General features: G+C 71.7%; 20 protein-coding genes, 1 tRNA gene and 1 riboswitch. Of the genes, 8 read left to right on the top strand and 13 right to left on the bottom strand.

Features of this window, described 5'->3' with window-relative positions; translation table 11 throughout:
* Positions 1–309: 309 nt before the first annotated feature.
* Both ABD979_RS04980 and ABD979_RS04975 read left to right on the top strand, forming a co-directional pair.
* Positions 310–1,491 carry a zinc-dependent alcohol dehydrogenase gene (locus ABD979_RS04980; RefSeq protein ID WP_345506332.1) on the top strand — a complete coding sequence of 394 codons (1,182 nt, stop codon included), beginning with the start codon at positions 310–312 and terminating at the stop codon, positions 1,489–1,491.
* A gap of 226 nt (positions 1,492–1,717) precedes the next feature.
* A complete protein-coding gene (locus tag ABD979_RS04975; RefSeq protein WP_345506331.1) occupies positions 1,718–2,014 on the top strand; it encodes a glycosyltransferase family 2 protein in 297 nt (98 codons plus the stop codon).
* Positions 2,015–2,435: 421 nt separating this feature from the next.
* Here ABD979_RS04975 and ABD979_RS04970 read toward each other — a convergent pair.
* The 4 genes from ABD979_RS04970 to ABD979_RS04955 form a co-directional block, all read right to left on the bottom strand.
* A tRNA-Thr gene (locus ABD979_RS04970) sits at positions 2,436–2,511 on the bottom strand.
* Between the two features lie 160 nt (positions 2,512–2,671).
* Complete coding sequence (locus ABD979_RS04965; RefSeq protein WP_345506330.1) at positions 2,672–3,346, bottom strand: transglycosylase family protein; 675 nt, start codon at positions 3,344–3,346, stop codon at positions 2,672–2,674.
* Between the two features lie 28 nt (positions 3,347–3,374).
* Positions 3,375–3,502: riboswitch (cyclic di-AMP (ydaO/yuaA leader) on the bottom strand.
* Positions 3,503–3,785: 283 nt separating this feature from the next.
* Positions 3,786–5,606, bottom strand: coding sequence for a serine/threonine-protein kinase (locus ABD979_RS04960; RefSeq protein ID WP_345506329.1), 1,821 nt, complete (start codon positions 5,604–5,606; stop codon positions 3,786–3,788).
* Positions 5,607–5,670: 64 nt separating this feature from the next.
* A complete protein-coding gene (locus ABD979_RS04955) occupies positions 5,671–6,102 on the bottom strand; it encodes a CBS domain-containing protein (RefSeq protein ID WP_345506328.1) in 432 nt (143 codons plus the stop codon).
* 231 nt (positions 6,103–6,333) lie between these two features.
* Here ABD979_RS04955 and ABD979_RS04950 point away from each other — a divergent pair, with 231 nt between their 5' ends.
* Together ABD979_RS04950 and otsB are read left to right on the top strand one after the other, a co-directional pair.
* Complete coding sequence (locus ABD979_RS04950; protein ID WP_345506327.1) at positions 6,334–7,833, top strand: alpha,alpha-trehalose-phosphate synthase (UDP-forming); 1,500 nt, start codon at positions 6,334–6,336, stop codon at positions 7,831–7,833.
* On the top strand, positions 7,830–8,630 hold the full coding sequence (gene otsB / locus ABD979_RS04945; RefSeq protein ID WP_345506326.1) for a trehalose-phosphatase: 801 nt from the start codon (positions 7,830–7,832) through the stop codon (positions 8,628–8,630). The genes ABD979_RS04950 and otsB overlap by 4 nt, the downstream gene beginning before the upstream one ends.
* Before the next feature lie 55 nt (positions 8,631–8,685).
* On the opposite strand, the gene ABD979_RS04940 is transcribed toward otsB, so the two are convergent.
* From ABD979_RS04940 to ABD979_RS04920, 5 genes are all read right to left on the bottom strand, one after another.
* Positions 8,686–9,699, bottom strand: a complete 1,014-nt coding sequence (locus ABD979_RS04940; RefSeq protein ID WP_345506325.1) for a LacI family DNA-binding transcriptional regulator — start codon at positions 9,697–9,699, stop codon at positions 8,686–8,688.
* Between the two features lies 1 nt (position 9,700).
* Positions 9,701–11,587 (bottom strand): glycoside hydrolase family 13 protein, encoded by a 1,887-nt coding sequence (locus tag ABD979_RS04935; protein ID WP_345506324.1) that lies wholly within the window; start codon positions 11,585–11,587, stop codon positions 9,701–9,703.
* The gene (locus tag ABD979_RS04930) at positions 11,584–12,519 is read right to left on the bottom strand and encodes a sugar ABC transporter permease (protein WP_345506323.1); all 936 of its coding nucleotides are present in this window, start codon (positions 12,517–12,519) and stop codon (positions 11,584–11,586) included. Before ABD979_RS04930 ends, ABD979_RS04935 begins: the two co-directional genes overlap by 4 nt.
* A complete protein-coding gene (locus ABD979_RS04925) occupies positions 12,519–14,090 on the bottom strand; it encodes an ABC transporter permease subunit (protein ID WP_345506322.1) in 1,572 nt (523 codons plus the stop codon). Before ABD979_RS04925 ends, ABD979_RS04930 begins: the two co-directional genes overlap by 1 nt.
* A gap of 192 nt (positions 14,091–14,282) precedes the next feature.
* The gene (locus ABD979_RS04920; RefSeq protein WP_345506321.1) at positions 14,283–15,602 is read right to left on the bottom strand and encodes a sugar ABC transporter substrate-binding protein; all 1,320 of its coding nucleotides are present in this window, start codon (positions 15,600–15,602) and stop codon (positions 14,283–14,285) included.
* A gap of 281 nt (positions 15,603–15,883) precedes the next feature.
* Between ABD979_RS04920 and ABD979_RS04915 the strand changes: the two genes are divergently transcribed.
* The 3 genes from ABD979_RS04915 to ABD979_RS04905 all read left to right on the top strand — a co-directional run bounded on the left by ABD979_RS04915 (position 15,884) and on the right by ABD979_RS04905 (position 19,045).
* Positions 15,884–16,987, top strand: coding sequence for an ABC transporter ATP-binding protein (locus tag ABD979_RS04915; RefSeq protein ID WP_345506320.1), 1,104 nt, complete (start codon positions 15,884–15,886; stop codon positions 16,985–16,987).
* Positions 16,988–17,144: 157 nt separating this feature from the next.
* Positions 17,145–17,804, top strand: coding sequence for a Pr6Pr family membrane protein (locus tag ABD979_RS04910; RefSeq protein ID WP_345506319.1), 660 nt, complete (start codon positions 17,145–17,147; stop codon positions 17,802–17,804).
* Positions 17,801–19,045, top strand: coding sequence for a DUF4032 domain-containing protein (locus ABD979_RS04905; RefSeq protein ID WP_345506318.1), 1,245 nt, complete (start codon positions 17,801–17,803; stop codon positions 19,043–19,045). Before ABD979_RS04910 ends, ABD979_RS04905 begins: the two co-directional genes overlap by 4 nt.
* A 21-nt stretch (positions 19,046–19,066) precedes the next feature.
* On the opposite strand, the gene ABD979_RS04900 is transcribed toward ABD979_RS04905, so the two are convergent.
* The 4 genes from ABD979_RS04900 to cysS all read right to left on the bottom strand — a co-directional run bounded on the left by ABD979_RS04900 (position 19,067) and on the right by cysS (position 23,137).
* On the bottom strand, positions 19,067–19,588 hold the full coding sequence (locus tag ABD979_RS04900; RefSeq protein WP_345506317.1) for a vitamin K epoxide reductase family protein: 522 nt from the start codon (positions 19,586–19,588) through the stop codon (positions 19,067–19,069).
* A gap of 4 nt (positions 19,589–19,592) precedes the next feature.
* Positions 19,593–20,444, bottom strand: a complete 852-nt coding sequence (locus tag ABD979_RS04895; RefSeq protein WP_345506316.1) for a DUF929 family protein — start codon at positions 20,442–20,444, stop codon at positions 19,593–19,595.
* A 214-nt stretch (positions 20,445–20,658) separates the two neighbouring features.
* Positions 20,659–21,621 carry a 23S rRNA (guanosine(2251)-2'-O)-methyltransferase RlmB gene (rlmB, locus tag ABD979_RS04890; RefSeq protein ID WP_345506315.1) on the bottom strand — a complete coding sequence of 321 codons (963 nt, stop codon included), beginning with the start codon at positions 21,619–21,621 and terminating at the stop codon, positions 20,659–20,661.
* Position 21,622: 1 nt separating this feature from the next.
* Complete coding sequence (gene cysS, locus ABD979_RS04885; RefSeq protein WP_345506314.1) at positions 21,623–23,137, bottom strand: cysteine--tRNA ligase; 1,515 nt, start codon at positions 23,135–23,137, stop codon at positions 21,623–21,625.
* A 146-nt stretch (positions 23,138–23,283) separates the two neighbouring features.
* Here cysS and ABD979_RS04880 point away from each other — a divergent pair, with 146 nt between their 5' ends.
* On the top strand, positions 23,284–24,033 hold the full coding sequence (locus tag ABD979_RS04880; protein ID WP_345506313.1) for a hypothetical protein: 750 nt from the start codon (positions 23,284–23,286) through the stop codon (positions 24,031–24,033).
* Positions 24,034–24,071: the final 38 nt, after the last annotated feature.

The following is a 24,071-nucleotide window of genomic DNA, read 5'->3' as shown; positions in this document are numbered from 1 at the left end:
CCACACCGCCCTGAAGGGACTCCCACCCGTCAGCCGTCTGTCACCAACGTCATGACCGAGTACATCTAGCGCAAGGGCCTCGAGCTCGGCGCGACCGAGGCCCTGCGGCTCTCGGACATGCAGGCGTCGGACGGCTCGGCTACCTGCTCGATCCAGACGGCGACGTCTTCGGGCTCCTCTCCCCCGTGCTCTCCGACGGCAGCCACGCCCGGGAAAGCGATCGCTGACCCGGCTCGCGCACCGGCGGCGGCGAACCGCCTTGTCCAGCCTTGGGTTTTCCTCGGGGAGGGCGCGGGTAGGTGTGCCCACATGAGAGCTCTCACCTGGCACGGCATCGAGGACGTCCGCGTCACCGACGTGCCCGACCCCGTCATCGTCAACCCGACCGACGCGATCGTCCGCGTGACGTCGACGGCCATCTGCGGCTCGGACCTGCACCTCTACCGGGTGCTCGCGCCCTACCTCACGCCCGGTGACGTGCTCGGACACGAGTTCATGGGCATCGTCGAGGCCGTCGGCCCGGGGGTGGCGACGCTCGCCGTCGGCGACCGGGTCGTCGTGCCGTTCAACATCTCGTGCGGCCGCTGCTGGATGTGCGAGCGCGGCCTCTTCGCCCAGTGCGAGACGACGCAGAACTCGGCCCAGGGCAAGGGCGCGAGTCTCTTCGGCTACACGAGCCTCTACGGCGCGGTGCCCGGTGGGCAGGCCGAGCTGGTGCGCGTGCCGCACGCCGACTTCGGCCCCATCGTCGTGGGCCGCGACCTGCCCGACGAGCGCTACCTCTACCTCTCCGACATCCTGCCCACTGCGTGGCAGGCCGTGGACTACGCCGACGTGGGCGCCGACGACACCCTCGCCGTGCTCGGGCTCGGCCCGGTCGGCCAGCTCGCCGTGCGCTCGGCGCTGCACCGCGGCGTCGGTCGCGTCATCGGCGTCGACCTCGTGACCGAGCGTCTCGAGCTCGCCCGCGCCCACGGCGCCGAGGTCGTCGACGCCCGCTCGACCGACGTCGCCCAGGCACTCATCGACCTCACCGACGGCCGCGGTGCGGATGCCGTCATCGACGCCGTCGGCATGGAGGCGCACGGGAACCCGGTGTCGGAGAAGGTGATCGGGGCAGCGAGCCGTCTGCCGAAGCCGATCGCCAAGGGCGCCATCGAGCGCTTCGGCATCGACCGCCTCGCGGCCCTGCACACCGCCATCGCGGCGGTCCGCCGCGGTGGCACCGTGTCGGTCAGCGGCGTCTACGGCGGCATGGCCGACCCGATGCCGATGATGGAGCTGTTCGACAAGGGCCTGACGGTGCGGATGGGCCAGTGCCACGTGCGGCGCTGGAGCGACGAGCTGCTCGACATCGTCAGCGCCGACGACGACGTGCTCGGCCTCGACGGGCTCGCCACGCACCACGCCTCGCTCGAGGAGGCGCCGGAGCTCTACAAGGTCTTCCAGCAGAAGCAGGACGGCTGCCTCAAGGTCGTGCTCAAGCCCTGAGCGGAGCGGATCAGGCGCGTGCCGAGTTGGCACGCTGCCGATGAACCTGCAGATGGTGCTGCGCCGGATGGGGTGATCACCCCACCCGGCGCAGCACCATCTGCAACGCCATGGGTCGGGGTCATAGGCGCCCCGTCGCCACGGCAGCGATGCGGCCGTCACGGGGGCGGCTACCCGCGCGATGGATCCGGCGAGGCTCGCGCGCCTGTCCTTCACCATCGTGACCATGTCCCGCGGCGACGAGCGCCGCCTCGCCGAATGGGTCGGTTGCCACTGCCAACTCGGCTTCGACGAGTTCCATGTCGTGCTCGACAACCCGCCCGACGAGAGCGAGCGCGTGTTGCGTGAGCTGGACGTGCCGGCGACGATCACGGTGGAGACTCGCGGCCCGGTCGGCGACTACTACGACGGGGTTCCCGCCGACCAACGTGCCCAGCTCGACGCCCGCTGGATGGAGGAGCACGCCGCTGAGGTCGAGGCTTCCGGCATGCCCACGTGCGACGCCCTCTCCTGGCGCCAGTAGCGGCACCTCCCGGAGGTGCTCGACCGCTACGCGAAGCGTGACGGGTGGCTGTCGCTCCTCGACGTCGACGAGGTCATCACGCTCCCGGCCGGCCAGGGGCGGATACCTCGACCAGCACACGATCAGGTGGGCGCGGGAGGACGTCGTGTCATGCGGCAACGGATGGGACAAGCGCGTCAAGTCGATCGTGCGCTGCGACCGCGCCCTGCCGTTGGCCAGCGTCCACGCCATCAGTCGCGGACCGTTCCTGCAGCTCGAACCGGATCAGGGTCGCATCCTGCACTTCAAGGCACCGGGTACCGGCCTCATCCCTCACACCGTCGAGGATCTGGGCGCCCAGAGCCGCTTGTCGGCCCAGTCCGCCGCAAGGTAGCCGGCAACGGCGGTGCGTGGCCACTGGTCGACCGCGAGCGGGCAGAGATGGAGCTGGCGAGGGGACTCGAACCCCTAACCGCCTGTTTACAAGACAGGTGCGCTACCAATTGCGCCACGCCAGCGGGTCCCCGGCACGCGACCGCGGACGGGCGAAAGCGTAACGGAGGGGGCCGGCATACGGGAAAAGGCCGTCAGGCCCACGCCCTGCGCCGGACGGACGACGGCCCCGCGCAACCCAGGGGTTGGTCGCGCGGGGCCGTCGGGCTCAGTTCTATCAGGAACTCACGGCAGGCGCAGGACCTGACCGACGAAGATGAGGTTCGGGTTCGGCACCCGAGCGGAGTTGGCCTTCCAGAGGGCCTTCCAGCCGCCCCGGACGTGGTGGCTCGCGGCGATCTTGCCGAGCGTGTCGCCACGGTGGACCGTCACCTTGGCGCCCTTGCCGGTGTAGGTGTTGGTCGCCTTGGGCTTGGCGGCGTAGGTCTTCTTCTTGACGACCTTCTTCTTGACGACCTTCTTCTTCGTCGCCACGGGCTTGCGCACGGTCGAGCGCGACACGGGCGAGCTGGTCGCGCCACCGTTCGAGCGGGTCAAGCCGGCGCGCTGCGAGCAGACGGGCCAGGCGCCGGGGCCCTGGGAGGCGAGCACGCGCTGGGCGACCGCGATCTGCTCGGCGCGGGTGGCGAGGTCGGCACGCGAGGCGTACGCGCGGCCGCCGTAGCCGACCCAGGTGCTCTGCACGAACTGCAGACCGCCGTAGTAGCCGTTGCCGGTGTTGATGTGCCAGTTGCCGCTCGACTCGCAGGCGGCGACGCGGTCCCAGACCGAGGCGGCCTTGGCCGACCCGGCGGTGGCGATGCCACCGACGAGGGTGGCGGCGCCGGCGATTCCGACTCCCGCGATGCGCTGCTTCACCGAGACCTGCTTGGCGGCAGCATGCTTGGACATGTACTGCATAGGGGTGTTCCTTCCTGACGCGCGCCTGCGGGGTTAGCTGTCGGGTTGGGACGTCAGGTTGCCCCGCCGCTCTCGCGGCTTCACCCCTAGACCAGCTCTCGTCCTCTTCGACGGGTGCCTCGGCACCGGCTCTGACTGGTCACACTGGGTCCCCCGTCCTCGCCCGGCCCACGGTCGTGGGCTGCATCCCTGGCTGGCGAGGCTCGGCGCACACAGGGAACGGATTGATGTGGGTGTCCATGTGAAGTTGTGGGAGCGCTCGGGTGGAGCCGGACGCGAGCACTGACGGTACGTGAGGAACGGGCTCCCTGACAAGGCGCGCCGAGACACTTTCGTGATCGTTCCTTGACGTTCCCTTCACCTCCGGATGGCAGGTGCACAGACCGCCCACAGCGCACGCACGGGCGGCACGCTCGTGACAGAGGTGGGGCGGGGTGCCTCAGAAGCCGAACGGGCTGCTGCTGAAGGGCAGCCAGCTGAGGCTCGCACCCTCCTTCAGCGCGAGCAGCGCGGCCACCGCGCCGAAGACCGCGAGCACCGCGGCCACGACCTGCGTGGCGAGGCCGGTCGGCACGATGGCGCGGGCGATGGAGCGCGAGCCGCGCCGCAGCGAGGCCCCGCCGGGACCCCACCAGAGCATGAGCAGGCCGAGCGCGCCGCCGACCCCGAGCGTGAGCGGCGTGCCCGGGCCGAGGTCGCCCCCCTGCGTGCCCGTCAGCAGCAGCGCCGTCGCGAAGATGCCGGCGAGCGCCACGGCCGCGGGCAGCACGAGGCCGACGACGGTCGCGACGACCCCGAGCACGAAGTGCCACGGACTCGACACCACCGCGAACGGCACGTCGCTGCGCCGCCGCCCGTAGTCGTAGCGCCGCAGCACGAGCGCGGTCACCGACCGGTCGGTCGCCCGCGCGAACGCCGAGAGCACGGTCACGGCGACGATCGCGGCACCCGGCCAGGCCATCAGCGCGCCCACCCACGCCACCGCGACGGCCGCGAGCAGCCCGGTGCGCATCGGCAGCCCGATCCGGGGGTCGCCCTCGCGCCCTGCCGGCTCCTCGCCCTGCCACTCGCCGTCGGACCCGTCCCAGTCGTCGTGGCCCTCGTCACCGTGATCGTCACGGGTTTCGTATGCCGGCTCCTGCCGTGAGGTGCCCCGCCCCCGTCCCACGGGCGGGGCCCACCGCGACGCGTCGGCGTCGGCGTCGTCCGCCCGCGACGTCGTCCGCGGCATGTCGGCGGGCACCGGGGGCAGCACGGCGGTGCTGCCGCCCTGCACGACCTGCGTGTCGCCGGGCGAGGCCTCGGTGAGGCGCCCGTCGTCCCACGGCCCGCCGCTCGGGGTGGGCACCGTCGCGGCCCGCCCGGCCGCGTAGAGCTCCAGGGCGTCGATGACCTCGTCGGCGTGCGGGCGCCGGCGGGGGTCCGGCGAGAGCGAGGCCCGCAGGAGGGGCACGAGGCGCGGGTCGACCCCCTCGAGGTCGACCTCCCCGGCCCGCACGCGGGCGAGGACGGCGTCCATGCGACCGCGCCCGAAGGGCGGACGGCCCGACGCGGCATACGTGATCGTGGCGGCCCAGCCCCACCAGTCGGTGGCGTCGGTGATGGCGGCACCCTCCACGAGCTCCGGGGAGAGGTAGCCGGGCGTGCCCATGACGAGGCCGCCGACGGTGTGGCGCACGTCGTCCTGCAGGTGGGCGATGCCGAAGTCGATGAGGACGGGGTCGCCGTCCTCGAGCAGCACGTTGCCGGGCTTGATGTCGCGGTGCACGACGCCGCAGGCGTGGATGGCCCGGATCGCCTCGGCGCTGCCGCGCGCGAGGCGCAGCAGGTCGGCCGGCTCCATCGGCCCGTGGTCCTCGACGACCTCGTCGAGCGCGGGCCCCGGCACGTAGCGGGTGACGACGTAGGGGCGCGGCCCCATGACGTCGGCGTCGACGACGCTAGCCACGCGCGCGTCACGGATGCGCGAGAGGGTGTCGACCTCGCGCGCCAGGCGCTGGCGGGCGTCGACGTCGTGCGCGACGTGCGTGCGCAGCACCTTGACGGCGACCGCGCGCCCGCGCGGGTCGAGCGCGAGGTGCACGACGCCCATGCCGCCCTCGCCGATCTCCTCGATGAGGCGGTAGGGCCCGAGCCGCTCGCCCGTGACGCGCCGACCCCTCTCGCCCGTCCCCTCACCCGAGCGGTCGCCCGGCTCGAGCGAGGTCGTGCGCGCGGACCGCGGGCTCGCCACCCGCTCGGTCCGCTCGTACGCCGTCATGCCTCTACGGTATGCGACGGGCCCGGTGCCCGAGCACCCCAGCACGCCCGCGCGTGCCGGTGGCTCAGCTCGAGATGTAGTCGCGCAGCTGGTCGCGTTCGGACTGCAGCTCGTCGAGCCGGTGCTTGACGATGTCGCCGATGCTGACGATCGCCGTGAGGCGGCCCTCGGCGTCGACGATCGGCACGTGGCGCACGCGCTGCTCGGTCATCGTGGCGGCGAGGTCGGCCACGTCGTCCGAGGCGGTGCCCGTCGACACCTCCCCCGTCATGATGGCGCTCACCGGGCCGTCGAGCACCGCCGTGCCGCTGCCGTGGAGGTGCACGACGACGTCGCGCTCGCTGACGATCCCGTCGACGCCCGTGCCGTCGGCGCTGACCACGACCGCACCGATGCGGTGCTCGGCGAGCAGGGCGAGCAGCCCGGCCACGGTCTCGTCCGGCTTGATGGTGATGACCTCGCTGCCCTTGTGGCGCAGCACGTCCGAAACCTTCACGGCGACTCCTTCACCTCGGCGCTGGGACCTCGGGGCGACCGTCCGGCGACTCGAGGGCTGCCTCGAGGGGCCCGCGCGGTGCCCTGTTCCGACCCTATGGCGCCACCGCACCGGGCGCCACCGTTCCCTCGTTAGAGTGGCCACGACGGTGTCGCGCCGGACCCGTGCGTCCCGTGCGCGCGGGATGGGTACGACCCGAGCACCGACCCCTCGAACCCAGGAGCTGATCGCGTGCCGCCCGCACGTCCGACCTACGACCTCGTCATCGCCGCGAACCGCCTGCCTGTCGACAAGGTCGTCGCCGACGACGGCGGGGTCGAGTGGCGACGCAGCCCCGGCGGCCTCGTGACCGCCATGGAGTCGGTCATGCGCAACCAGGCCGGTGCGTGGGTCGGCTGGGCCGGTGACTCGGGCGAGGCGCCGGAGCCGTTCGACGAGGGCGGCATCCACCTGCACCCCGTGCCGCTGTCGGCCGACGAGGTGCGCGACTACTACGAGGGCTTCTCGAACGACACCCTCTGGCCGATCTACCACGACGTCATCGTGCCGGCGACGTTCCACCGCGAGTGGTGGTCGGCCTACCAGGCTGTCAACCAGCGCTTCGCCGAGGCCGTGGCCGAGGTGGCCGCCGAGGGCGCCACCGTGTGGGTGCAGGACTACCAGCTGCAGCTCGTGCCGGCCCTCGTGCGCCGGCTGCGGCCCGACGTGCGCATCGGCTGGTTCGACCACATCCCCTTCCCGCCCGTCGAGCTGTTCGCGCAGCTGCCGTGGCGTGCGCAGCTGCTCGAGGGGCTGCTCGGCGCCGACTTCCTCGGCTTCCAGCGGCAGGCCGACGCCCGCAACTTCGTGCGGGCCTGCCGCCAGCTGCTCGGCGCCGCGACGAAGCGCGACCGCGTCACGGTCGAGGGCTCGCGCCGGCAGGTGCGCGCGGCCGCCATCCCGATCTCCGTCGACTTCCAGGGCCTCGAGGAGCTCGCGAAGCGCCCGGACGTCAGGGAGCGGGCCCGTGAGATCCGGGCCAGCCTCGGCGACCCCGAGGTGCTCATGCTCGGCGTCGACCGGCTCGACTACACCAAGGGCATCCGGCACCGGCTCAAGGCCTACGAGGAGCTGCTCTCGGAGCGCCGCATCGGACCCCCCGAGGTCACCCTCGTCCAGGTCGCCACGCCGAGCCGCGAGCGCGTCGACGCCTACCGCCAGCTGCGCAGCGAGATCGAGCAGACGGTGGGCCGGATCAACGGCGACCTCGGCAGGATCGGCGCCCCCGCCGTGCACTACCTGCACCACTCCTACCCGCGCGAGGAGATGGCGGCACTCTTCCAGGCCGCCGACGTCATGCTCGTCACCCCGCTGCGCGACGGGATGAACCTCGTCGCGAAGGAGTACGTGACGTGCCGCCACGACCTCGGCGGCGCCCTCGTGCTCTCGGAGTTCACCGGCGCCTGGCACGAGCTGCACCAGGCCTTCGCCTGCAACCCGCACGACATCGAGGGCCTCAAGCAGGCGATCCTGCGAGCCATCAACACGCCGGCGAAGGACAAGCAGCGCATCATGCGCGCGCTGCGCCGCCGCGTCGCGGACCACGACGTGCAGCGATGGGCCTCGCGCTACCTCGCCGCCCTCGCGGCGGCGCCCGAGCAGCCGACCCCCGAGCCGCGGGGCCGTCCCACCCCGCACGCGGAGGAGACGCCCCTCATGCCGGGCCCCACCGACGCCGCGGCGCGCGCATGAGCGCCACGCCGCCGCCCGCTGGGCTGCTCGAGCAGACGGCCGCCGCGTCACCGCTGCTCGTCGCCACCGACTACGACGGCGTGCTCGCGGCCTTCGACGCCGACCCGATGAGCGCGACGGCGGAGCCCGGCGCGATCGACACGCTGCGGGGCCTCGCCGCCCTGCCCGGGGTGCACGTCGCCGTCGTGTCGGGCCGCGACCTCGGGACCCTGCGGACGCTCACCGGCATCGCCGAGGACGAGCCGATCGTGCTCATCGGCAGCCACGGGGCCGAGTCGTCGAGCGCCGCCGTGCGCGCGGCGATGGAGGCCGCGGCGATCACGCCCGACGACGAGGTGCTGCTGGCCGAGCTGCGCTCCGACATCGAGGCGCTCGTCAAGGAGTCGCACCCGGAGGCCGGCATCGAGCACAAGGCCGCGGCGGTCGTCGTCCACGTGCGCGGCCTCCCCCGCGAGACGGGCGACGCCGCGATCGCCGACGCCCGCCGGGTCGCCCTCGACCACGCCGGCGTCAAGGTGCTCAAGGGCAAGTCGGTGCTCGAGCTCTCGGTCTCGCACGCCGACAAGGGCTCGGCCGTCACCGCGCTCGGCCGCCACGTCGGGGCCGTCGCCCGGGTCTACCTCGGCGACGACGTCACCGACGAGGACGCCTTCATGCGGATGCGGCGCCCCGAGGACGTGACCGTCAAGGTCGGCACCGGCTCGACCGCCGCGCGCTTCCGCGTCGACGACGAGCCCGCCGTCGCGGCGTTCCTGCGCGAGCTCCTCCGGCTGCGCCGGGCGCACGAGGCCGGCTGAGGCGCGGCGGCGCGAGGGCCTCGGGCCTCGGCCTCGGGCCTCGGATCGGAGCGCCTCAGTGGCGGCGCACGGCTCCGGTCGAGCCGCGCACGACGAGCTCGGGGCGGAAGACGTACTCCGCTCGCGGGGAGGGCTGCCCGGCGATCTCGTCGAGCAGCGCCCGAACCGTCGCCGCGCTCATGGCGTTGACGCTCTGGCGCACGGTCGTCAGGGGCGGGTCGGTGAACGCGATGAGCGTCGAGTCGTCGTAGCCGACGACCGAGAAGTCGCGCGGCACGTTGAGCCCGCGCTTGCGCGCCTCGCGGATCGCGCCCAGGGCCATCAGGTCCGAGCCGCAGACGACGGCGGTGGCACCGCGGTCGATGAGTCGGCCGGCCGCCGAGGCCCCACCCTCGACGCTGAAGAGCGAGCGCTCGATGAGGTCGTCGACGTCGGGGCGACCGGTCAGCTCCTGCATGGAGTGCCGGAACCCGGCGATCTTGCGGATGACGGGCACGTAGCGGTCCGGGCCGACGGCCAGGCCGATCTCGCGGTGGCCGAGGCTCACGAGGTGCTCGAGGGCGAGCCCCATCGAGGCGACGTCGTCGTTGCTGATGAACGGCGCGTCGACGCCCTCGATGTAGCCGTTGACGAGCACGAGCGGCAGGTTGCGCTCGCGCAGGGCGACGTAGCGGTCCGAGTCGGTCGTCGTGTCGGCGTGCAGGCCGGAGATGAAGATGATGCCGGCGACGCCGCGTTCGAGCAGCATCGTCACGTAGTCGTCCTCGTGCACTCCCCCGGCGACCTGCGTGCAGAGCACGGGCGTGTAGCCGCTCTGGGCGAGCGAGTTCTCGATCGTCTGCGCGAAGGCCGGGAAGATCGGGTTCGTCAGCTCGGGCACGATGAGGCCGACGAGCCCGGCGCTCTTGCGGCGCAGCCGGCTCGGGCGGTCGTAGCCGAGCACGTCGAGCGCCGTCAGCACCGCCTGGCGGGTCGACTCGGCCACGCCCGGCTTGCCGTTGAGCACGCGGGAGACGGTCGCCTCGGACACGCTCGCCTGGTCGGCGATGTCGCGCAGTCGTGCCCTCACGTCACCTCACCCTCCGTCGGACGTGCTTCGGCCCACCGTCGGTCGGACGCCAGGCCCAGATCCGCACCAGCGGCGCGGCAGCGCTCAGTGTGACAGCCCGCTTCCCGACCTTCGGCGCGGGTCCGTATGCCGACCGCCCCGCCTCGATGCCGGCGAGGTGCCGCGCGTCGAGGACCACCGGCTCGTGCGCGGCGCGAGCCACGTGCACGAGCGCCACCTCGTCGTGCGTCTCGCGGAGGAAGACCATGGCGTCGCCCTCGGCGTGCACCCAGCGCAGGCCGCCCTGCCGGAGCGCGACCGAGCCCTGGCGGGCGGCGATGAGGCCGCGGTAGGTCTCGAGGGTCGTGGTGTCCCAGTCGCTCTCGTCCCACGGCATCGGGCGGCGCCCGTCCTCGCCGAACGTGCCCTCCATGCCGATCTCGTCGCCGTAGGTGACCATCGGCATCGAGGGGAAGGTCATGAGCAGCCCGACCGCAGCCTCGACCGCCTCGGGGCCGACGAGCGTGCGGATGCGCGGCACGTCGTGCGACCCGACGAGGTTGAAGGAGTGGACGAGCGACTGCCAGGCGATCCGCGACGTGAAGTCGCGCATCGTCTCGACGACCGCCCCGGCCTCCAGCAGGGGCAGCGGCACCGGCGCCCCGAGGAAGCGGGGGTCCTTGGGCTCCTGGCGCAGCCACGTCCACGCGGGCTTGCAGAAGCCGGCGTAGTTCATGACGCCGTGCCAGCCGTCGCCGGGCACGTCGGTGGTGTAGTCGTGGAAGTGCTCCCCCACGAGCAGCGCGTCGGGGGCCACGCGGCCCATCACGTCGCGCATCTGGCGCGCGACGTCGTGGTTGACGTCGGTGTCGCGCCAGCGCCCGGTCATGTTCGCGACGTCGACGCGCCAGCCGTCGAGCCCGCCCGCGCGGCCGAGCCACTTGCGGACGACGCCCTGCGGGTCCTCGAAGAGGCGCCGGCGCAGGGCGGCGTTGAGGTGGTTGAGCTTCGGGAGCGACGGGACGCCCAGCCAGGCGACGTAGGTGCCGTCCTCCCAGATGTAGTAGTCGCGTTCCGGCGTGTTGCGCCCGCCCTTGCCGGCGGCCGTGAGGAACCACTCGTGGGCGTTGCCCGTGTGGTTCGTCGTGAAGTCGCCCATCACCTTCATGCCACGCGCGTGCGCGGCCGCGGTGAGCCGGCGCAGGGCCGGCGCGCCACCGAGGATGGGGTCGATCTGCTCGAAGGAGGAGGCGTCGTAGCGGTGGTTGCTGCGCGCGGGGAAGAACGGCGTCATGTAGACGACGTCGACGCCGAGCGCCTCGAGGTGGTCGAGGTGCTCAGTGATGCCGTCGAGGTCGCCGCCGTAGAGCTGGTGCGCGACCCCCTGGGGGCTGATGTCGACCGGGTCGCTCCACGCGGCCGGGATGGCCCAGTCGGGCGTGGCGCGCTGGTCGGCCGCCCGCGACCGCGCGAAGCGGTCGGGGAAGACCTGGTAGACGACGGCGCCCTGCGCCCACGCCGGCGGCGGGGCGTCGTGCGCGACGAGGCGGAAGTCGCTCGCGTCGGGCACATCGCGCTCGTGCACGCCGGTGCCGTTGAGCCAGGCGTACTTCGTCGGCCCCCCCGTGAGCAGGAAGCGGTAGGTCGTGACCGGGTTGTGGCAGGTCAGCGTCGCCCGCCACCACGCGTCGGTGGCCGTGGTGCGCACGAGCCTGGCGACCGCGAAGGTGGCCTCGCCGTCCGGCGCCGTGCGCACGTGCACGGCATCCACCTCGGCCGCCAGGGGCACCCGGACGAGGACGTCGACGCGGTCGCCCAGGCGTGGCGCCTGGTTGGAGACGTACCGCCCCGACCCGTCGTGGTGCGGCTGGGTCAGCCAGGACTGCTGGCGGGTCGGGGCAGGGCTCACTTCACCGACCCCGTGGTGAGCCCACCGACGATCTGCTTCTGGACGGCCAGGTAGAGGGCGACGACGGGGATGGAGCAGAGCAGCGCGCCGGCGGCGAACTGGCCGAAGAGCCGGTTGGCCTCGTTGCCCTTGCTCATGCTCCACAGGCCGACGCCGACGGTCTGCGAGTTCACGTCACGCAGGAAGATCGAGGCCAGGAGGAACTCGCTGAAGAGCCCGATGAACGAGATCATGAACGTCGTCACGAGGATCGGCATGGTCAGGCGCAGGATCATCGTGAAGAAGATCCGGGCGTGCGAGGCCCCGTCGACCTTGGCCGCCTCGTCGAGCTCGCGCGGAACCGTGTCGAAGTAGCCCTTGAGGAGCCAGACGTTGGCGCCCATGGCGCCGCCGAGGTAGACGAGCGACAGGCCGAGCACCGTGTCGAGGCCGAAGGCCGGGACGATGTCACCGATGCGCGCGAACATGAGGTAGAGCGCGACGAAGGTCAGCAGGGCCGGGAACATCTGCAGCAGCAGCAGGCTGAGGAGACCGCCGCGCCGCCCGCGGAAACGCATGCGGGAGAAGGCGTAGGCGGCGCAGGCACCGATGAAGATCTGGCCGGAGGCGCCCACGAAGGCGATGACCAGCGAGTTGCGGAACCACGTGGCGAACGGGCGCGACTCGTCGTTGAAGAGGGTCTGGAAGTTGTTGAGCGACGCCGACTTGGGCAGCAGCTCGGCCGAGCTGAGGGTTCCCGCCGGGTTGAGGGCGGCCGAGATGAGGAAGACGATCGGGAAGAGCGCCCACATCAGGGCGACCACGCCGAGCACGTGCTTCCACCAGACACGGCCCTGAACACCTGAGGGCCCCCTCCGACGAGCGACCCGGGAGCTCTGCTCGGTGACGACCACGGAGGCCGGGGCCTGGAGCGACATCGGTTCGGTGGACATCAGTTGACCTCCTCGAGGGCCCGCGTGCGCCGGAAGCCGGCGTAGCTCATGACCGCGACGATGACGAAGATGAAGATGGACACGGCGGCCGCGAGGCCGTAGTCGGGCGTCACGCCCGAGAAGGCCAGGCGGAACGCATACGTGATCAGGAGGTCGCTGGACCCGATGCTCGTGTTCTCCGCCTCGAAGGGACCACCGCCGGTCAGCAGGAAGATGAGGCCGAAGTTGTTGAAGTTGAAGGCGAAGGAGGCGATGAGGAGCGGCCCCACCGCGACGAGGAGCAGCGGCATGATGATCGACCGCAGGGTGCGCGCCGGCGACGCACCGTCGATCTTCGCGGCCTCGCGGACGTCGGACGGGATCGACTGCAGGGCGCCCGTGCAGATGAGGAACATGTACGGGAACCCGAGCCAGAGGTTCGTGATGAGGATGGCGGCCTTGGCGCCCCACGGGGTGCCCAGCCAGTCCACGTCGAGCCCGGTCAACGAGTTGACGAGTCCGAAGTCCTGGTTGAACATCGACTTCCACAGCAGCGAGGTCACGAACCCCGGGATGGCGTAGGGCAGCACGAGCAGCGCGCGGTAGATCCCCTTGCCCCGCAACCGGTCGTCGTTGAACAGCAGGGCGAGCAGCATCCCGAGGATGAAGGTCGTCGCCACGGACAGGGCTGCGAAGGCAAGGTTCCACCCGAAGATCTTGAGGAAGCCCGAGCGGATCGTCGGGTCGGTGAGGATCGTCTGGAAGTTCTTGAAGCCGACGTTCTCGGCCCACTTCTGCGGGAAGGCCTGACCCGTGCCGTCCTTCGGCACGAAGCGCGCGTCCCGCACGACGTAGACCTCGCCCGTCGCGGAGTCGGTGAGCGTGTCGGTGGCCGCGTCGTAGCTGACGGTGGCGCGGCCCTCGAAGGCCTCGCTGAGACCGCTCGCCTTGATGCCGCCCCCGTCGGAGGTCGGCACGGCGAACGTCTGGAGGTCCTTGCGCGCGTTGATCTGTCGCGCGGTCAGGATCTGGAACCCCGGGGCTGCGGTGATCTTCCCGGAGTCGGACTTCGTCACCCCGTTCGGGGAGAGGTCCTTGAGGCCGTCCTTGTCGCCGATCTTGAGGGCACCGTCCGGCGCCGTCAGCAGGAAGACCGGCGGAGCCGTGGCGACGTCGCCGCCCGCCGGGACCGCGATGCTGAGGCGGTAGCGCGGCGCGCCCTGCACCTCCTGCACGGAGTTGGTCTTGATGGCCGCGATCGTGTCTTCCTTGGTGATCGTCTGACCGTTGGTGAACGCGGTGCTCACGGTCATGACGATGGGCCAGACCTGCAGCCCGAGAAGGAGCACGAGACCCGGGAGGAGGTACTTGGCCGGGACGAACCGCCGGGTCGAGTAGACCACCAGCACCGCCATGACGACGAAGGCGAGCACGGCGATGTAGACGGCGTACCCCTGGTCAGCCAGTTGGGTCGCGAGGTAGAACGCGGCTGCGACGAAGAGGGCCAGTGCCAACCACTTGACGACGAGCGCCCAGAGCGGGGTCCTCGTCGTGGCCTGGCCTGCCGGCGACGTCTTTGTGGCCTGGGACATGCGAAACCTCTATCCGGTGCGAGGAAGCAGCGAGGGACCCGGAGCGACGACGGCTCCGGCGGTCTGGCCGATGGTGCGGGCCGGCGTCTCGTCGCGGCCCGGGCCGGATGCCGTCCTCGTCAGAGGCAGATCGGCATCGAGGGGGTGGGTGGCCGGAGCCTGGGGCTGGCCGGCCACCCACCGCCGAGGGCGTCAGCCCTTGTTGATGTTCGCGACGATTTCCTTCTGGGCCGCGTCGAAGCGGGCCTGCGGGTCCTTGCCGGAGATGACGTCGGCGGAGGCCTGACCCAGCGGGCCCCAGACCGAGTTCATCGCGGGGATGTTCGGCATCGGCTTGCTGTCCTTGCCGGCCTCGAAGAAGGCCTTGACGTCGGCGTTGGACGCAGCGACCTCGTCGAGGGCCTCGGTGAGGGCCGGCGGGCGACCGAGCGCGTTGAACAGCTCGAGCTGGACGTCCTTCTTCGTGATGTAGTTCGTGACGAACTCCTGCGCGATGGAGGCGTTCTTGGCCTTCGCGGACACGTAGAAGAGCTGCACGCCGAGGAACGGCTGCATCTGGCCGCCGCCCTGGAGCGTCGGGAGGTTGCTGATGGCGTACTTGATGTTCGCCTTCTTGGCGTTCGTCGTCGCCCACGGGCCGGTGATGAAGAACGGCGCCTTGCCGGCGTCGAAGAGGCCCTCGGCGTTGTCGTCACCGACGTTGGTCGAGAGGATCTTCTGCTTGCCGAGGTCGGCGAGCACCTCGGCACCCTTGATGGAGCCGGCGCTGTTGACCAGGACCTTCTTGGGGTCGAAGCCACCGTCCGCGGACTGGCCGAAGATGCCGCCCCCGAAGGCGCTGAGGTACGGGTAGGTGTAGTACGCGTTGCCGGTCTTGCCGACCTGCTGGATCAGGACGTTGGTGACCTTGCCACCGCTCTTCGCCTTGATCTCGTTGCCCATCTTGACGAGCTCGTCCATGGACTTGGGCGCGTCGGGGGCGAGGTCGGTGTTGCGCATCAGCGCGATGTTCTCGACGGCGTACGGGACGCCGTAGTTCTGGCCGTTGAACTTGGCGGCGGCGATCGCGGGCTTGGAGAACTTCGCGGCCGTGTCGGCCGAGAGGGCGATCGGGGCGACCGTGTTCTCCTGGACGAGCTCGCCGAGCCAGTCGTGGGCGCCCACGACGATGTCGGGACCCTTGCCGACCTTCGTCGCGTCCTTGAACTGCTGGCGGGTGTCGACGGCCACCTGGACCGAGACGGACACGCCGTTCTCCTCGCCGAACTTGTCGGCGATCTTCTTGACGGTCGCCGCACGGTCGGCATCCGTCCAGATGACGAGGTCGACGTTGGCGTCACGGACCGGCGCACCGGTCGTCGTGGGGGCGGCAGCGGGAACGCTGCTCGTCTCGCTCGCCGACGGGGCGGCGGAGCTGGAGGCCGTGGGGGCGGGGCTGGACCCGCCGCAGGCGCTCAGAGCCAGAGCGGCGACGCCCGAGAGGGCGACTGCGCCGTAGGCACGCTTGTGCATGGATTCTCCTTTGAAGCCAGGTGGCACACGCCGCCACCGGTGACCCGGAATGTAGCAAGAAGTTGCAGACAGCGGCCACCCGCTTGCAGCAAGTTTTTGCAACGTTCTGGACACGGCGCGTCCACCGTCCGTTTCGCCCCACGTCGTGGGACGAGGTGGGACGGGGGTGGTCAAGGACTCGCCCATGGGCCATGATGACCGTGCCTGCTCACCCGGGCGGGCACCACCTTTACAACGGATCGTCCGGCACGTTCCTGCCGGTGAAGGAAGGCAATGAAGCCATGGCAACAGTGACGTTCGACAACGCGACGAGGCAGTACCCCGGCAACCCGGTCCCCTCAGTCGACAAGCTCAACATCGAGATCGCGGACGGGGAGTTCCTCGTCCTCGTCGGTCCCTCCGGGTGTGGCAAGTCCACCTCCCTGCGCATGCTCGCCGGCCTCGAGGAGGTCAACGGCGGACGCATCCTCATCGGTGACCGCGACGTGACGAACCTGTCCCCCAAGGACCGCGACGTCGCGATGGTGTTCCAGAACTACGCGCTCTACCCGCACATGACGGTCGCCGACAACATGGGCTTCGCGCTCAAGATCGCCGGCGTCGACAAGGGCGAGATCCGCAAGCGCGTCGAGGAGGCCGCCAAGATCCTCGACCTCACGCCCTACCTCGACCGCAAGCCGAAGGCCCTCTCCGGCGGCCAGCGCCAGCGCGTCGCCATGGGCCGCGCGATCGTGCGCTCGCCCCAGGTGTTCCTCATGGACGAGCCGCTGTCGAACCTCGACGCCAAGCTCCGCGTCCAGACGCGCACGCAGATCGCCTCGCTCCAGCGCCGTCTCGGTGTCACGACCGTCTACGTCACGCACGACCAGGTCGAGGCCATGACGATGGGTGACCGCGTCGCCGTGCTCAAGGACGGCATCCTGCAGCAGTGCGACAGCCCGCGCCGCATGTACGACCACCCGGCCAACGTCTTCGTCGCCGGCTTCATCGGCTCCCCCGCGATGAACCTCATGCACGCGCCGGTCACCGAGGGCGGCATCGACCTGCACGGCCACACCGTGCCGATCACGCGCGAGGACCTCTCGACCGTCGGCAAGGACGTCACGCTGGGTGTCCGTCCCGAGGACCTCGAGCTCTCGACCGACCAGTCGGGCATCCCGGTGACCGTCGACGTCGTCGAGGAGCTCGGCGCCGACGCCTACATCTACGGCTCGACCGACCAGAAGCTGCTCGAGGCCACGGGCGAGAACGCCGGCGCCGTGCCGTTCATCGCGCGCGTCGACGGCCGTCGCCCCCCGGAGAAGGGCGAGAAGATCTACCTCAAGCCCAAGGCCGGTCACGTGCACGTCTTCAACTCGGAGTCGGGCCTGCGCGTCGGCGACTGACCCCGGAGCGCCTCTGGCGCAACGAGATTGCGTATGCGGTCGGGCCGGCACCCTGCGAGGGTGCCGGCCCGCTCGTGTTCCTCCAGAGCACCCGCGACCTCCTCCCTGGGGTGAGCGGCACTGGTGCGCTGTCGAACCCGCCCCTAGGCTGACGAGCGTGAACCGGTCGAGACTCGGGCGCCCTTGGCACACGGCCACCTTCGCCGTCGCCGTCGTCGCCCTCGTGCTCCAGCTCGCGCTCATCATCGCTGGGCAGACGGTCCTCTCCGATGCGGGAACGCAGGTGGCGACGGTCGAGCGCGTGCGGCGGTTCTTCTGCTACTTCACGATCCAGTCGAACCTGCTCGTGGCCGTGTCGATGTGGCTCGTCCTGCGCGAGCGCACCGGGACGCGCCTCTTCCGGGCCCTGCGCCTCGCCTCGCTCGTCGGCATCACGGTGACCGGCGTCGTGGCTGCCGTCGCGCTGCCGCCCTCGCCCCTCTACACGCCGCTCAACCTGCTGTGCGACCGGCTGCTGCACGTGGTCGTGCCGCTCCTCACCTTCGTCGGGTGGCTCGCCTTCGGGCCGCGAGAGCGCGTGTCGCGCGACGACGTGCTGCCGGCGCTGGCGTGGCCGATCGTCTGGCTCGTCTCGACCCTGGCGCTCGGGCCGCTCGTCGACTGGTACCCCTACCCGTTCCTCGACGTGGGCACGATCGGCCTCGGCGCGACCCTGCTCAACTGTGGCGTCATCGCCCTGCTCTTCGTCGCCCTGGCGTCGTGCGCCGTGCGGGCCGATCGACGCCTGTCGCGCCCGCGTGCCACGATGAGCCCGTGACGCTCGAGATCACCACCGCCACCTCCGAGTCCGCCCTTCTCGACCTGCCCTGGTCGACGCCGCTCGAGGAGTGGCCCGAGAGCTACCTCGCGGCGCTCCCCCGCGGCATCTCGCGGCACGTCGTGCGCTTCGTCAAGCTCGGCCCGCGCGTGCTCGCGGTCAAGGAGATCAAGGACGACATCGCCGACCGCGAGTACGCCATGCTGCGCAACCTGCGCCGGCTCGACGTGCCGAGCGTCGAGCCCTTCGGCGTCGTGCACGGCCGCACGACGCTCGACGGCGAGCCGCTCGACGCGTGCCTCATCACCCGGCACCTGCAGTTCTCGCTCCCCTACCGCGCGCTCTACAGCCAGAACCTGCGGCCCGACACCGCCGTGCGGCTCATGGACGCCCTGGCGCTGCTGCTCGTGCGCCTGCACCTCGAGGGGTTCTGGTGGGGCGACGTCTCGCTGTCGAACACCCTCTTCCGGCGCGACGCCGGAGCCTTCGCCGCCTACCTCGTCGACGCCGAGACCGGTGAGCTGCACGCCCGCCTCTCGAACGGGCAGCGCGAGCACGACCTCGACATCGCGCGCGTCAACATCGCCGGCGAGCTGATGGACCTCGCGGCCGGCGGGTTCCTCGAGGAGCACGCCGACCCGTTCGAGGTGTCGGCCTCGATCATCGAGCGGTACCACACGCTCTGGGAGGCCCTCACCGGCACGGAGCGCTTCGAGCTCGGCGACCGGTGGCGCGTCGACGAGCGGATCCGGCGGCTCAACGAGCTCGGGTTCGACGTCGACGAGCTGTCGATCACGACCGACATCGGCGGCACGGAGATCGTCATCACGCCGAAGGTCGTCGACGCCGGCCACCACTCGCGCCGCCTGCTGCGCCTCACCGGGCTCGACGTCGGCGAGAACCAGGCCCGACGCCTGCTCAACGACCTCGACGCCTACGCGGCCGCGACCGACCGCCAGAACGACGACGAGGAGATCGTCGCCCACGACTGGCTGGCGAAGATCTACGAGCCGGTCGTGCGGGCCGTCCCCCGCAACCTCACCGGCCGGCTCGAGCCGGCCGAGATCTTCCACGAGGTGCTCGAGCACCGGTGGTACATGAGCGAGCGCGCCGGCCACGACACCCCCATCGAGGACGCCCTGCGCGACTACGTGGCGACCGTCCTGCCGGCCAAGCCCGAGGAGAAGGCCGTCCTCGGCGTCGACACCGAGGAGATGCCGGTCATCAGCCGCTTCGACTGATCGCCCGGCCGGCAGCGTGGCTCAGGCCGCCGGGGCGTCCTCGTCGGCGGGGCCGGAGAGGATCTGGCCGAAGAGCACGACGATCCACAGCAGGAACGTCACGACGTGCACGGCCGTGCACCAGAGGCAGATCGCGTTGATCCGGTAGAGCTCGGCCCACACGAGGTAGAGCACCATCGCGAGCCCGACCGTGAGCCACCCGAGGCGGGCGGCGTCGAGCCACCGCTCGGGGCGGCGCCACGCGGCCGGCACGGTGAGGGCGAGCGAGCCGACGAAGAAGACGAGGCCGAGCAGCGCGACCGGGACGCCGAGGAAGGTGCTCCACGCGCTCGTCGTCACCTTGGCGCAGTCGACGACCCCGCCGATGCTGCAGGCCAGGGTCGCGTTCGCCGTGAAGTGCTCGAAGGTCAGGTAGGCCGAGACGAGCAGCCCCACGACCGAGAGCCCCGCCGAGACGGGTGCGAGCCACCCCGGCCGCGCCCGCAGGCCCGGCCCCGGGCCGGCGCTGCCGGTCACCTCGACGTCGTCGCGCAGCGGGCTCACGACGTCACCGCTTGAGCAGCACGGACGCCGCGGAGACGCCCTGGCTCGTGCAGACGTTCGCCGGCTTGTTGTCGGTCTGCGCGCAGATCTGCGCGGTGATGACGTTGATGGCCGGGGTGACCGTCTTGCCGATGTCGGAGGTGGGGTCCTTGATGCCGGCGATGATCTGGTCGTAGGTCTTGCCCTCGAAGGCGTTCGCGTCGACCGTGGCGCCGTCGGTGGCGTGCGTGCCGCCGTACGTGATCCACGGGATGCCGCCGCCGGGGTTGAACTTCTGGAAGAGCGCGAGGTTCTCACCGTCGAGGGTCTCGAGCGGCTTGCCCTCGCGGTCCTGGGTCTCGACGGCCTGGAACGCGACGACGTCGCTCGCGAACGTCGAGCCCTTGAACGAGAACGTCGGGGTGTCGGGGTGCACGTCGGTGCTCGAGCTCGTCGTCTGCCCGACGCCGGTGAAGGTGCCGAAGCGCGACAGCGCCCCGATGAGGGCCCAGCGCTCCATGGCGCAGAACGGGCAGTACTCGGCGCCGATGTAGAGCACCTTCGGCTTGCCGTCCTCGGTGAGGGCCGTGCCGCCGGCGAGCTTGGCCGGGGCCTGCTGCGGCGAGGGCGCGGGCGCGCTGTCGAAGACCGACTCCGGCAGCTTCTCGAGGGTCGCGAGCGCAGCCGCTCCCCCGGTGGCCGCCGGCACGGGCTTGGGCTGGTTCGAGACGACGACGCCGATGACGACGGCGGCGATGACGACGACCACCGCCACGACGGCCGCGATGACCTGCTTGCGCTGACGCTCCTTGCGGGCCTCCTGGGCCCGCAGCTGAGCCGCTCGGGCGGCCGTCTCGGCGCGGTTGCTCTTCGCCACGAATCCAGTCCTTCGCTCGGTGCGGCTGCCCGTCGCAGCCCGTCAGCGCCTACGACGTGCCGTAGTGCGTCCTGCTCGGCACTCTATCGAGCACCCTCTGACCAGCGTCGGGGCGGGTCGCAGAGTTCCCGGACGCCACCGAGCCGCTTGTCCCGACCACGCCACGAGCACGTATGCCGTGGGGCGCGGCCCCACGGCATACCTGCTCGGCGCGTCAGCGGCGGCGCTGGCGGGCGATCTCGTAGAGGGTGACGCCGGTCGCGAGGCCGGCGTTCAGCGACTCGACGGCCGAGCTCATCGGGATCGAGACGATCTGGTCGCACGTCTCGCGCACGAGGCGGGAGAGGCCCTTGCCCTCCGAGCCGGTGACGATGACGAGCGGCTCTGTGGCGAGGGCGAGGTCGGGCAGCTCGACGTCGCCCTCCATGTCGAGGCCGAGGATGAAGAAGCCGGCCTTCTTGAACTCCTCGAGCGCGCGGGTGAGGTTGCTCGCGCGCGCCACGGGGATGCGGGCGGCCGCGCCGGCCGAGGTCTTCCACGCCGAGGCCGTCATGCCGACGGAGCGCCGCTCGGGCACGACGACCCCGTGACCGCCGAAGGCGGCGACGGAGCGCACGATGGCGCCGAGGTTGCGCGGATCGGTGATGCCGTCGAGCGCGACGACGAGCGGGATGCCGGGCATCTCGGGGTCGACGAGGTCGCTCGGGTGCGCGTACTCGTAGGGCGGCACCTGCAGCGCGAGGCCCTGGTGCACGCCGCCGTCGGTCAGGCGGTCGAGCTCGCCGCGCGGGGTCTCGAGGATCGCGAGCCCGCGCTCGGTCGCCATCTTGAGCGCCTCGCGCACGCGGTCGTCGGTGTCGATGCGGGTCGCGACGTACATCGTCGACACGGGCACGTCGGCGCGCAGGGCCTCGACCACCGAGTTGCGGCCGTACACCATCTCGCTCGAGGCCTTGGAGCGCGACGACGAGCGCGACGGGCCGCGGCCGCCGGCCGAGGACCCCGAGCGCTTCGCCGCCACCTTGGCCCGCTTGTGGGCGGGGTGGTACTCGCGGTCGGCGGCCTTGGGCGTCGGGCCCTTGCCCTCGAGACCGCGGCGACGCTGGCCGCCCGAGCCGACGGTCGCGCCCTTGGTGTTCTTGCGGATCGCGCCGCGGCGCTGGGAGTTGCCTGGCATGTCAGCCCTGGTCCTTCTCGGCCCCGGGGGCCGGCACGGTGGTGGCGTGGGTGTCGCTGCTGGTGGTGGGGTGGGCCGGCTCGTCGGGGCGCGCGGGCCGGGCCAGCGTCCACTGGGCGCCGGACGGGGTGTCGGTGATCTCGATGCCGACGGCGGTCAGGGCGTCGCGGATCTCGTCGGCGCGCGCGAAGTCGCGCTCCTGCCGCGCCGTCTGCCGCGCGTCGAGCTGGGCCCGCACGAGCGCCTCGAGGGCGAGCTCGGCCGCGGCGTCCTCGCGGCTACCGCCACTGCCCCAGTGCGCGGCGAGCGGGTTGATGCCGAGCACGTCGGTCATGGCCACGACGGCGCCGGCTGCGGCGAGCGCGGCCTCGTCGTCGGCCTCGTCGAGGGCGCTGTTGCCGGCGCGCACGGTGTCGTGCACGACCGCGAGCGCCCCGCTGACGCCCAGGTCGTCGTCCATCGACTCGACGAACGCGGCGGGCAGCTGCCCCGCGTCCACCGGCACGACGGCGCCGCGACGGGCCGCACGCTCCAGGAAGCCCTCGATGCGCTCGACGGCGCCGGCGGCCTCCTCGAGCGAGCCCGCGTGGTACTCGATCGTCGAGCGGTAGTGCGCGGCCGTCAGGTAGTAGCGCAGCACGATCGGGCGCGTCACCTCGAGCAGGTGCGCGACCTCGAGGGCGTTGCCGAGCGACTTGCCCATCTTCTGGCCCTTGACCGTCACCCACGCGTTGTGGAGCCAGTAGCGGGCGAAGCCGAGACCGGCCGCGCGGGACTGCGCCTGCTCGTTCTCGTGGTGCGGGAAGCGCAGGTCGATGCCGCCACCGTGGATGTCGAACTCGTCGCCGAGCCAGCGCCGGGCCATCGCCGAGCACTCGAGGTGCCAGCCCGGGCGGCCCGCGCCGAACGGGGTCGGCCACGAGGCGCTCTCGGGCTCGTCGGCCTTGCGGCCCTTCCACAGGGCGAAGTCGCGCGGGTCGCGCTTGCCGCGCGGGTCGGCGTCGTCGGCGTTCGCCATGTCGTCGATCGACTGCCCCGTCAGCGAGCCGTACTCCGGCCAGGAGCGCACGTCGAAGTAGACGTCCCCGCTGCCGTCGGGGGCGGCATACGCGTGGCCCTTCTCGACGAGCGTCTCCATCAGGGTCACCATGTCGGGCACGTGGCCCGTCGCGCGCGGCTCGTACGTCGCGGGCACGACGCCGAGCGCGTCGAGGGCGGCGGCGGTGAGCCGCTCGTTGCGGTACGTGAGGGCGAACCACGCCTCGCCCGACTCAGCGGCCTTGCGCAGCACCTTGTCGTCGATGTCGGTGACGTTGCGCACGAGCGTCACGTCGTAGCCGTGGCCGGTCTCGAGCCAGCGGCGCAGCACGTCGAAGGCGACGGCGAAACGGATGTGCCCGATGTGCGGGGCGCCCTGCGTCGTGAGGCCACAGATGTACATGCCGACCTTGCCCGCCTCGCGCGGCGTGAAGTCGCGCAGCTCCCGGGTCGCGGTGTCGAACAGTCGTAGGCTCACCCGCCGCAGTCTATCGGCGCGTCGGCCGGCGCCCGACCACGCGCGAGCCGACCACGCGCGCACCGAGCCGCACCCCGAGCACGGATGCCGTCCGGCCCGCCCGTGATCGCCCCTCCCCCCGCGCGCCCCGCGGCTACGCTCGCCCCATGGCGCAACCGCGGCTCACGAGCTACGAGCGACTCGACGGCCACGAGGTGCGCGCGGTCATCGCCTACCTCGGCGAGCGCATCGACGGCTACCTCCCGCGCCACCCCGGGCTGCGCGCGGCCACGGAGGAGCTCGGCCGGGTCGTCGACTCGCTCCTCGACCGGCGCCGCCGGGCCCCCGCGCGCCGCGCGAGCCTCGTCTGGACCTCGCGCGCGCTCATCGTCGTCGTGCTCGCGGTGTCGGTGCTCGCCGTCGGCATCGCCGTGCGCGACGCCGTCGACCGGGCCGGGTCGATCGCCGCGTTCGAGTGGCTGCCGGTCGTCGAGAGCCTCATCAACGACCTCGTCTTCGCGGGCATCGCGATCTGGTTCCTGCTCTCGCTCGCCGACCGGGTCGTGCGCAACGACCTCATCCGGCGGCTGCACCACCTGCGCTCGCTCGCCCACATCATCGACATGCACCAGATGAGCAAGGACCCCGCCGCCCTGCTGCCCGACCCGCGCCCGGCCACGGTCGCGGGCGACGAGGTGGTGAGCCCGCGCACGATGTCGGTGCGCGACTACGCGCTCTACCTCGACTACTGCTCCGAGCTGCTCTCGCTGACCTCCAAGGCGGCGGCCCTGTGCGCCGAGGAGTCCACCGACGCGCTCGTGCTCGACACGGTGAGCGAGATCGAGAACCTCACGACCGGCATGAGCCGCAAGATCTGGCAGAAGATCAGCCTGCTGCGCGACGCGCCCCGCACCTGAGCCCGCGGGTGGGGCCCGGCACGGCCACACGGCATACG

Source organism: Terrabacter aeriphilus (assembly GCF_039542985.1).
GTDB classification, from domain to species: Bacteria; Actinomycetota; Actinomycetes; order Actinomycetales; family Dermatophilaceae; genus Terrabacter; species Terrabacter aeriphilus.
Note: the sequence above shows the minus strand (reverse complement) of the source record. Positions and strands in the feature narration are given on the sequence as shown.

What these genes read in the sequence shown, in the direction of transcription:
- ABD979_RS04915 (WP_345506320.1), top strand. Translation starts at nt 15,884, where the DNA reads ATGGCAACAGTGACGTTCGACAACGCGACGAGGCAGTACCCCGGCAAC.
- ABD979_RS04880 (WP_345506313.1), top strand. Translation starts at nt 23,284, where the DNA reads ATGGCGCAACCGCGGCTCACGAGCTACGAGCGACTCGACGGCCACGAG.
- ABD979_RS04960 (WP_345506329.1), bottom strand. Translation starts at nt 5,606, where the DNA reads ATGACGGCGTACGAGCGGACCGAGCGGGTGGCGAGCCCGCGGTCCGCG.
- ABD979_RS04965 (WP_345506330.1), bottom strand. Translation starts at nt 3,346, where the DNA reads ATGCAGTACATGTCCAAGCATGCTGCCGCCAAGCAGGTCTCGGTGAAG.
- ABD979_RS04925 (WP_345506322.1), bottom strand. Translation starts at nt 14,090, where the DNA reads ATGTCCCAGGCCACAAAGACGTCGCCGGCAGGCCAGGCCACGACGAGG.
- ABD979_RS04930 (WP_345506323.1), bottom strand. Translation starts at nt 12,519, where the DNA reads ATGTCCACCGAACCGATGTCGCTCCAGGCCCCGGCCTCCGTGGTCGTC.
- ABD979_RS04920 (WP_345506321.1), bottom strand. Translation starts at nt 15,602, where the DNA reads ATGCACAAGCGTGCCTACGGCGCAGTCGCCCTCTCGGGCGTCGCCGCT.
- otsB (WP_345506326.1), top strand. Translation starts at nt 7,830, where the DNA reads ATGAGCGCCACGCCGCCGCCCGCTGGGCTGCTCGAGCAGACGGCCGCC.
- ABD979_RS04975 (WP_345506331.1), top strand. Translation starts at nt 1,718, where the DNA reads ATGTCCCGCGGCGACGAGCGCCGCCTCGCCGAATGGGTCGGTTGCCAC.
- rlmB (WP_345506315.1), bottom strand. Translation starts at nt 21,621, where the DNA reads ATGCCAGGCAACTCCCAGCGCCGCGGCGCGATCCGCAAGAACACCAAG.
- ABD979_RS04980 (WP_345506332.1), top strand. Translation starts at nt 310, where the DNA reads ATGAGAGCTCTCACCTGGCACGGCATCGAGGACGTCCGCGTCACCGAC.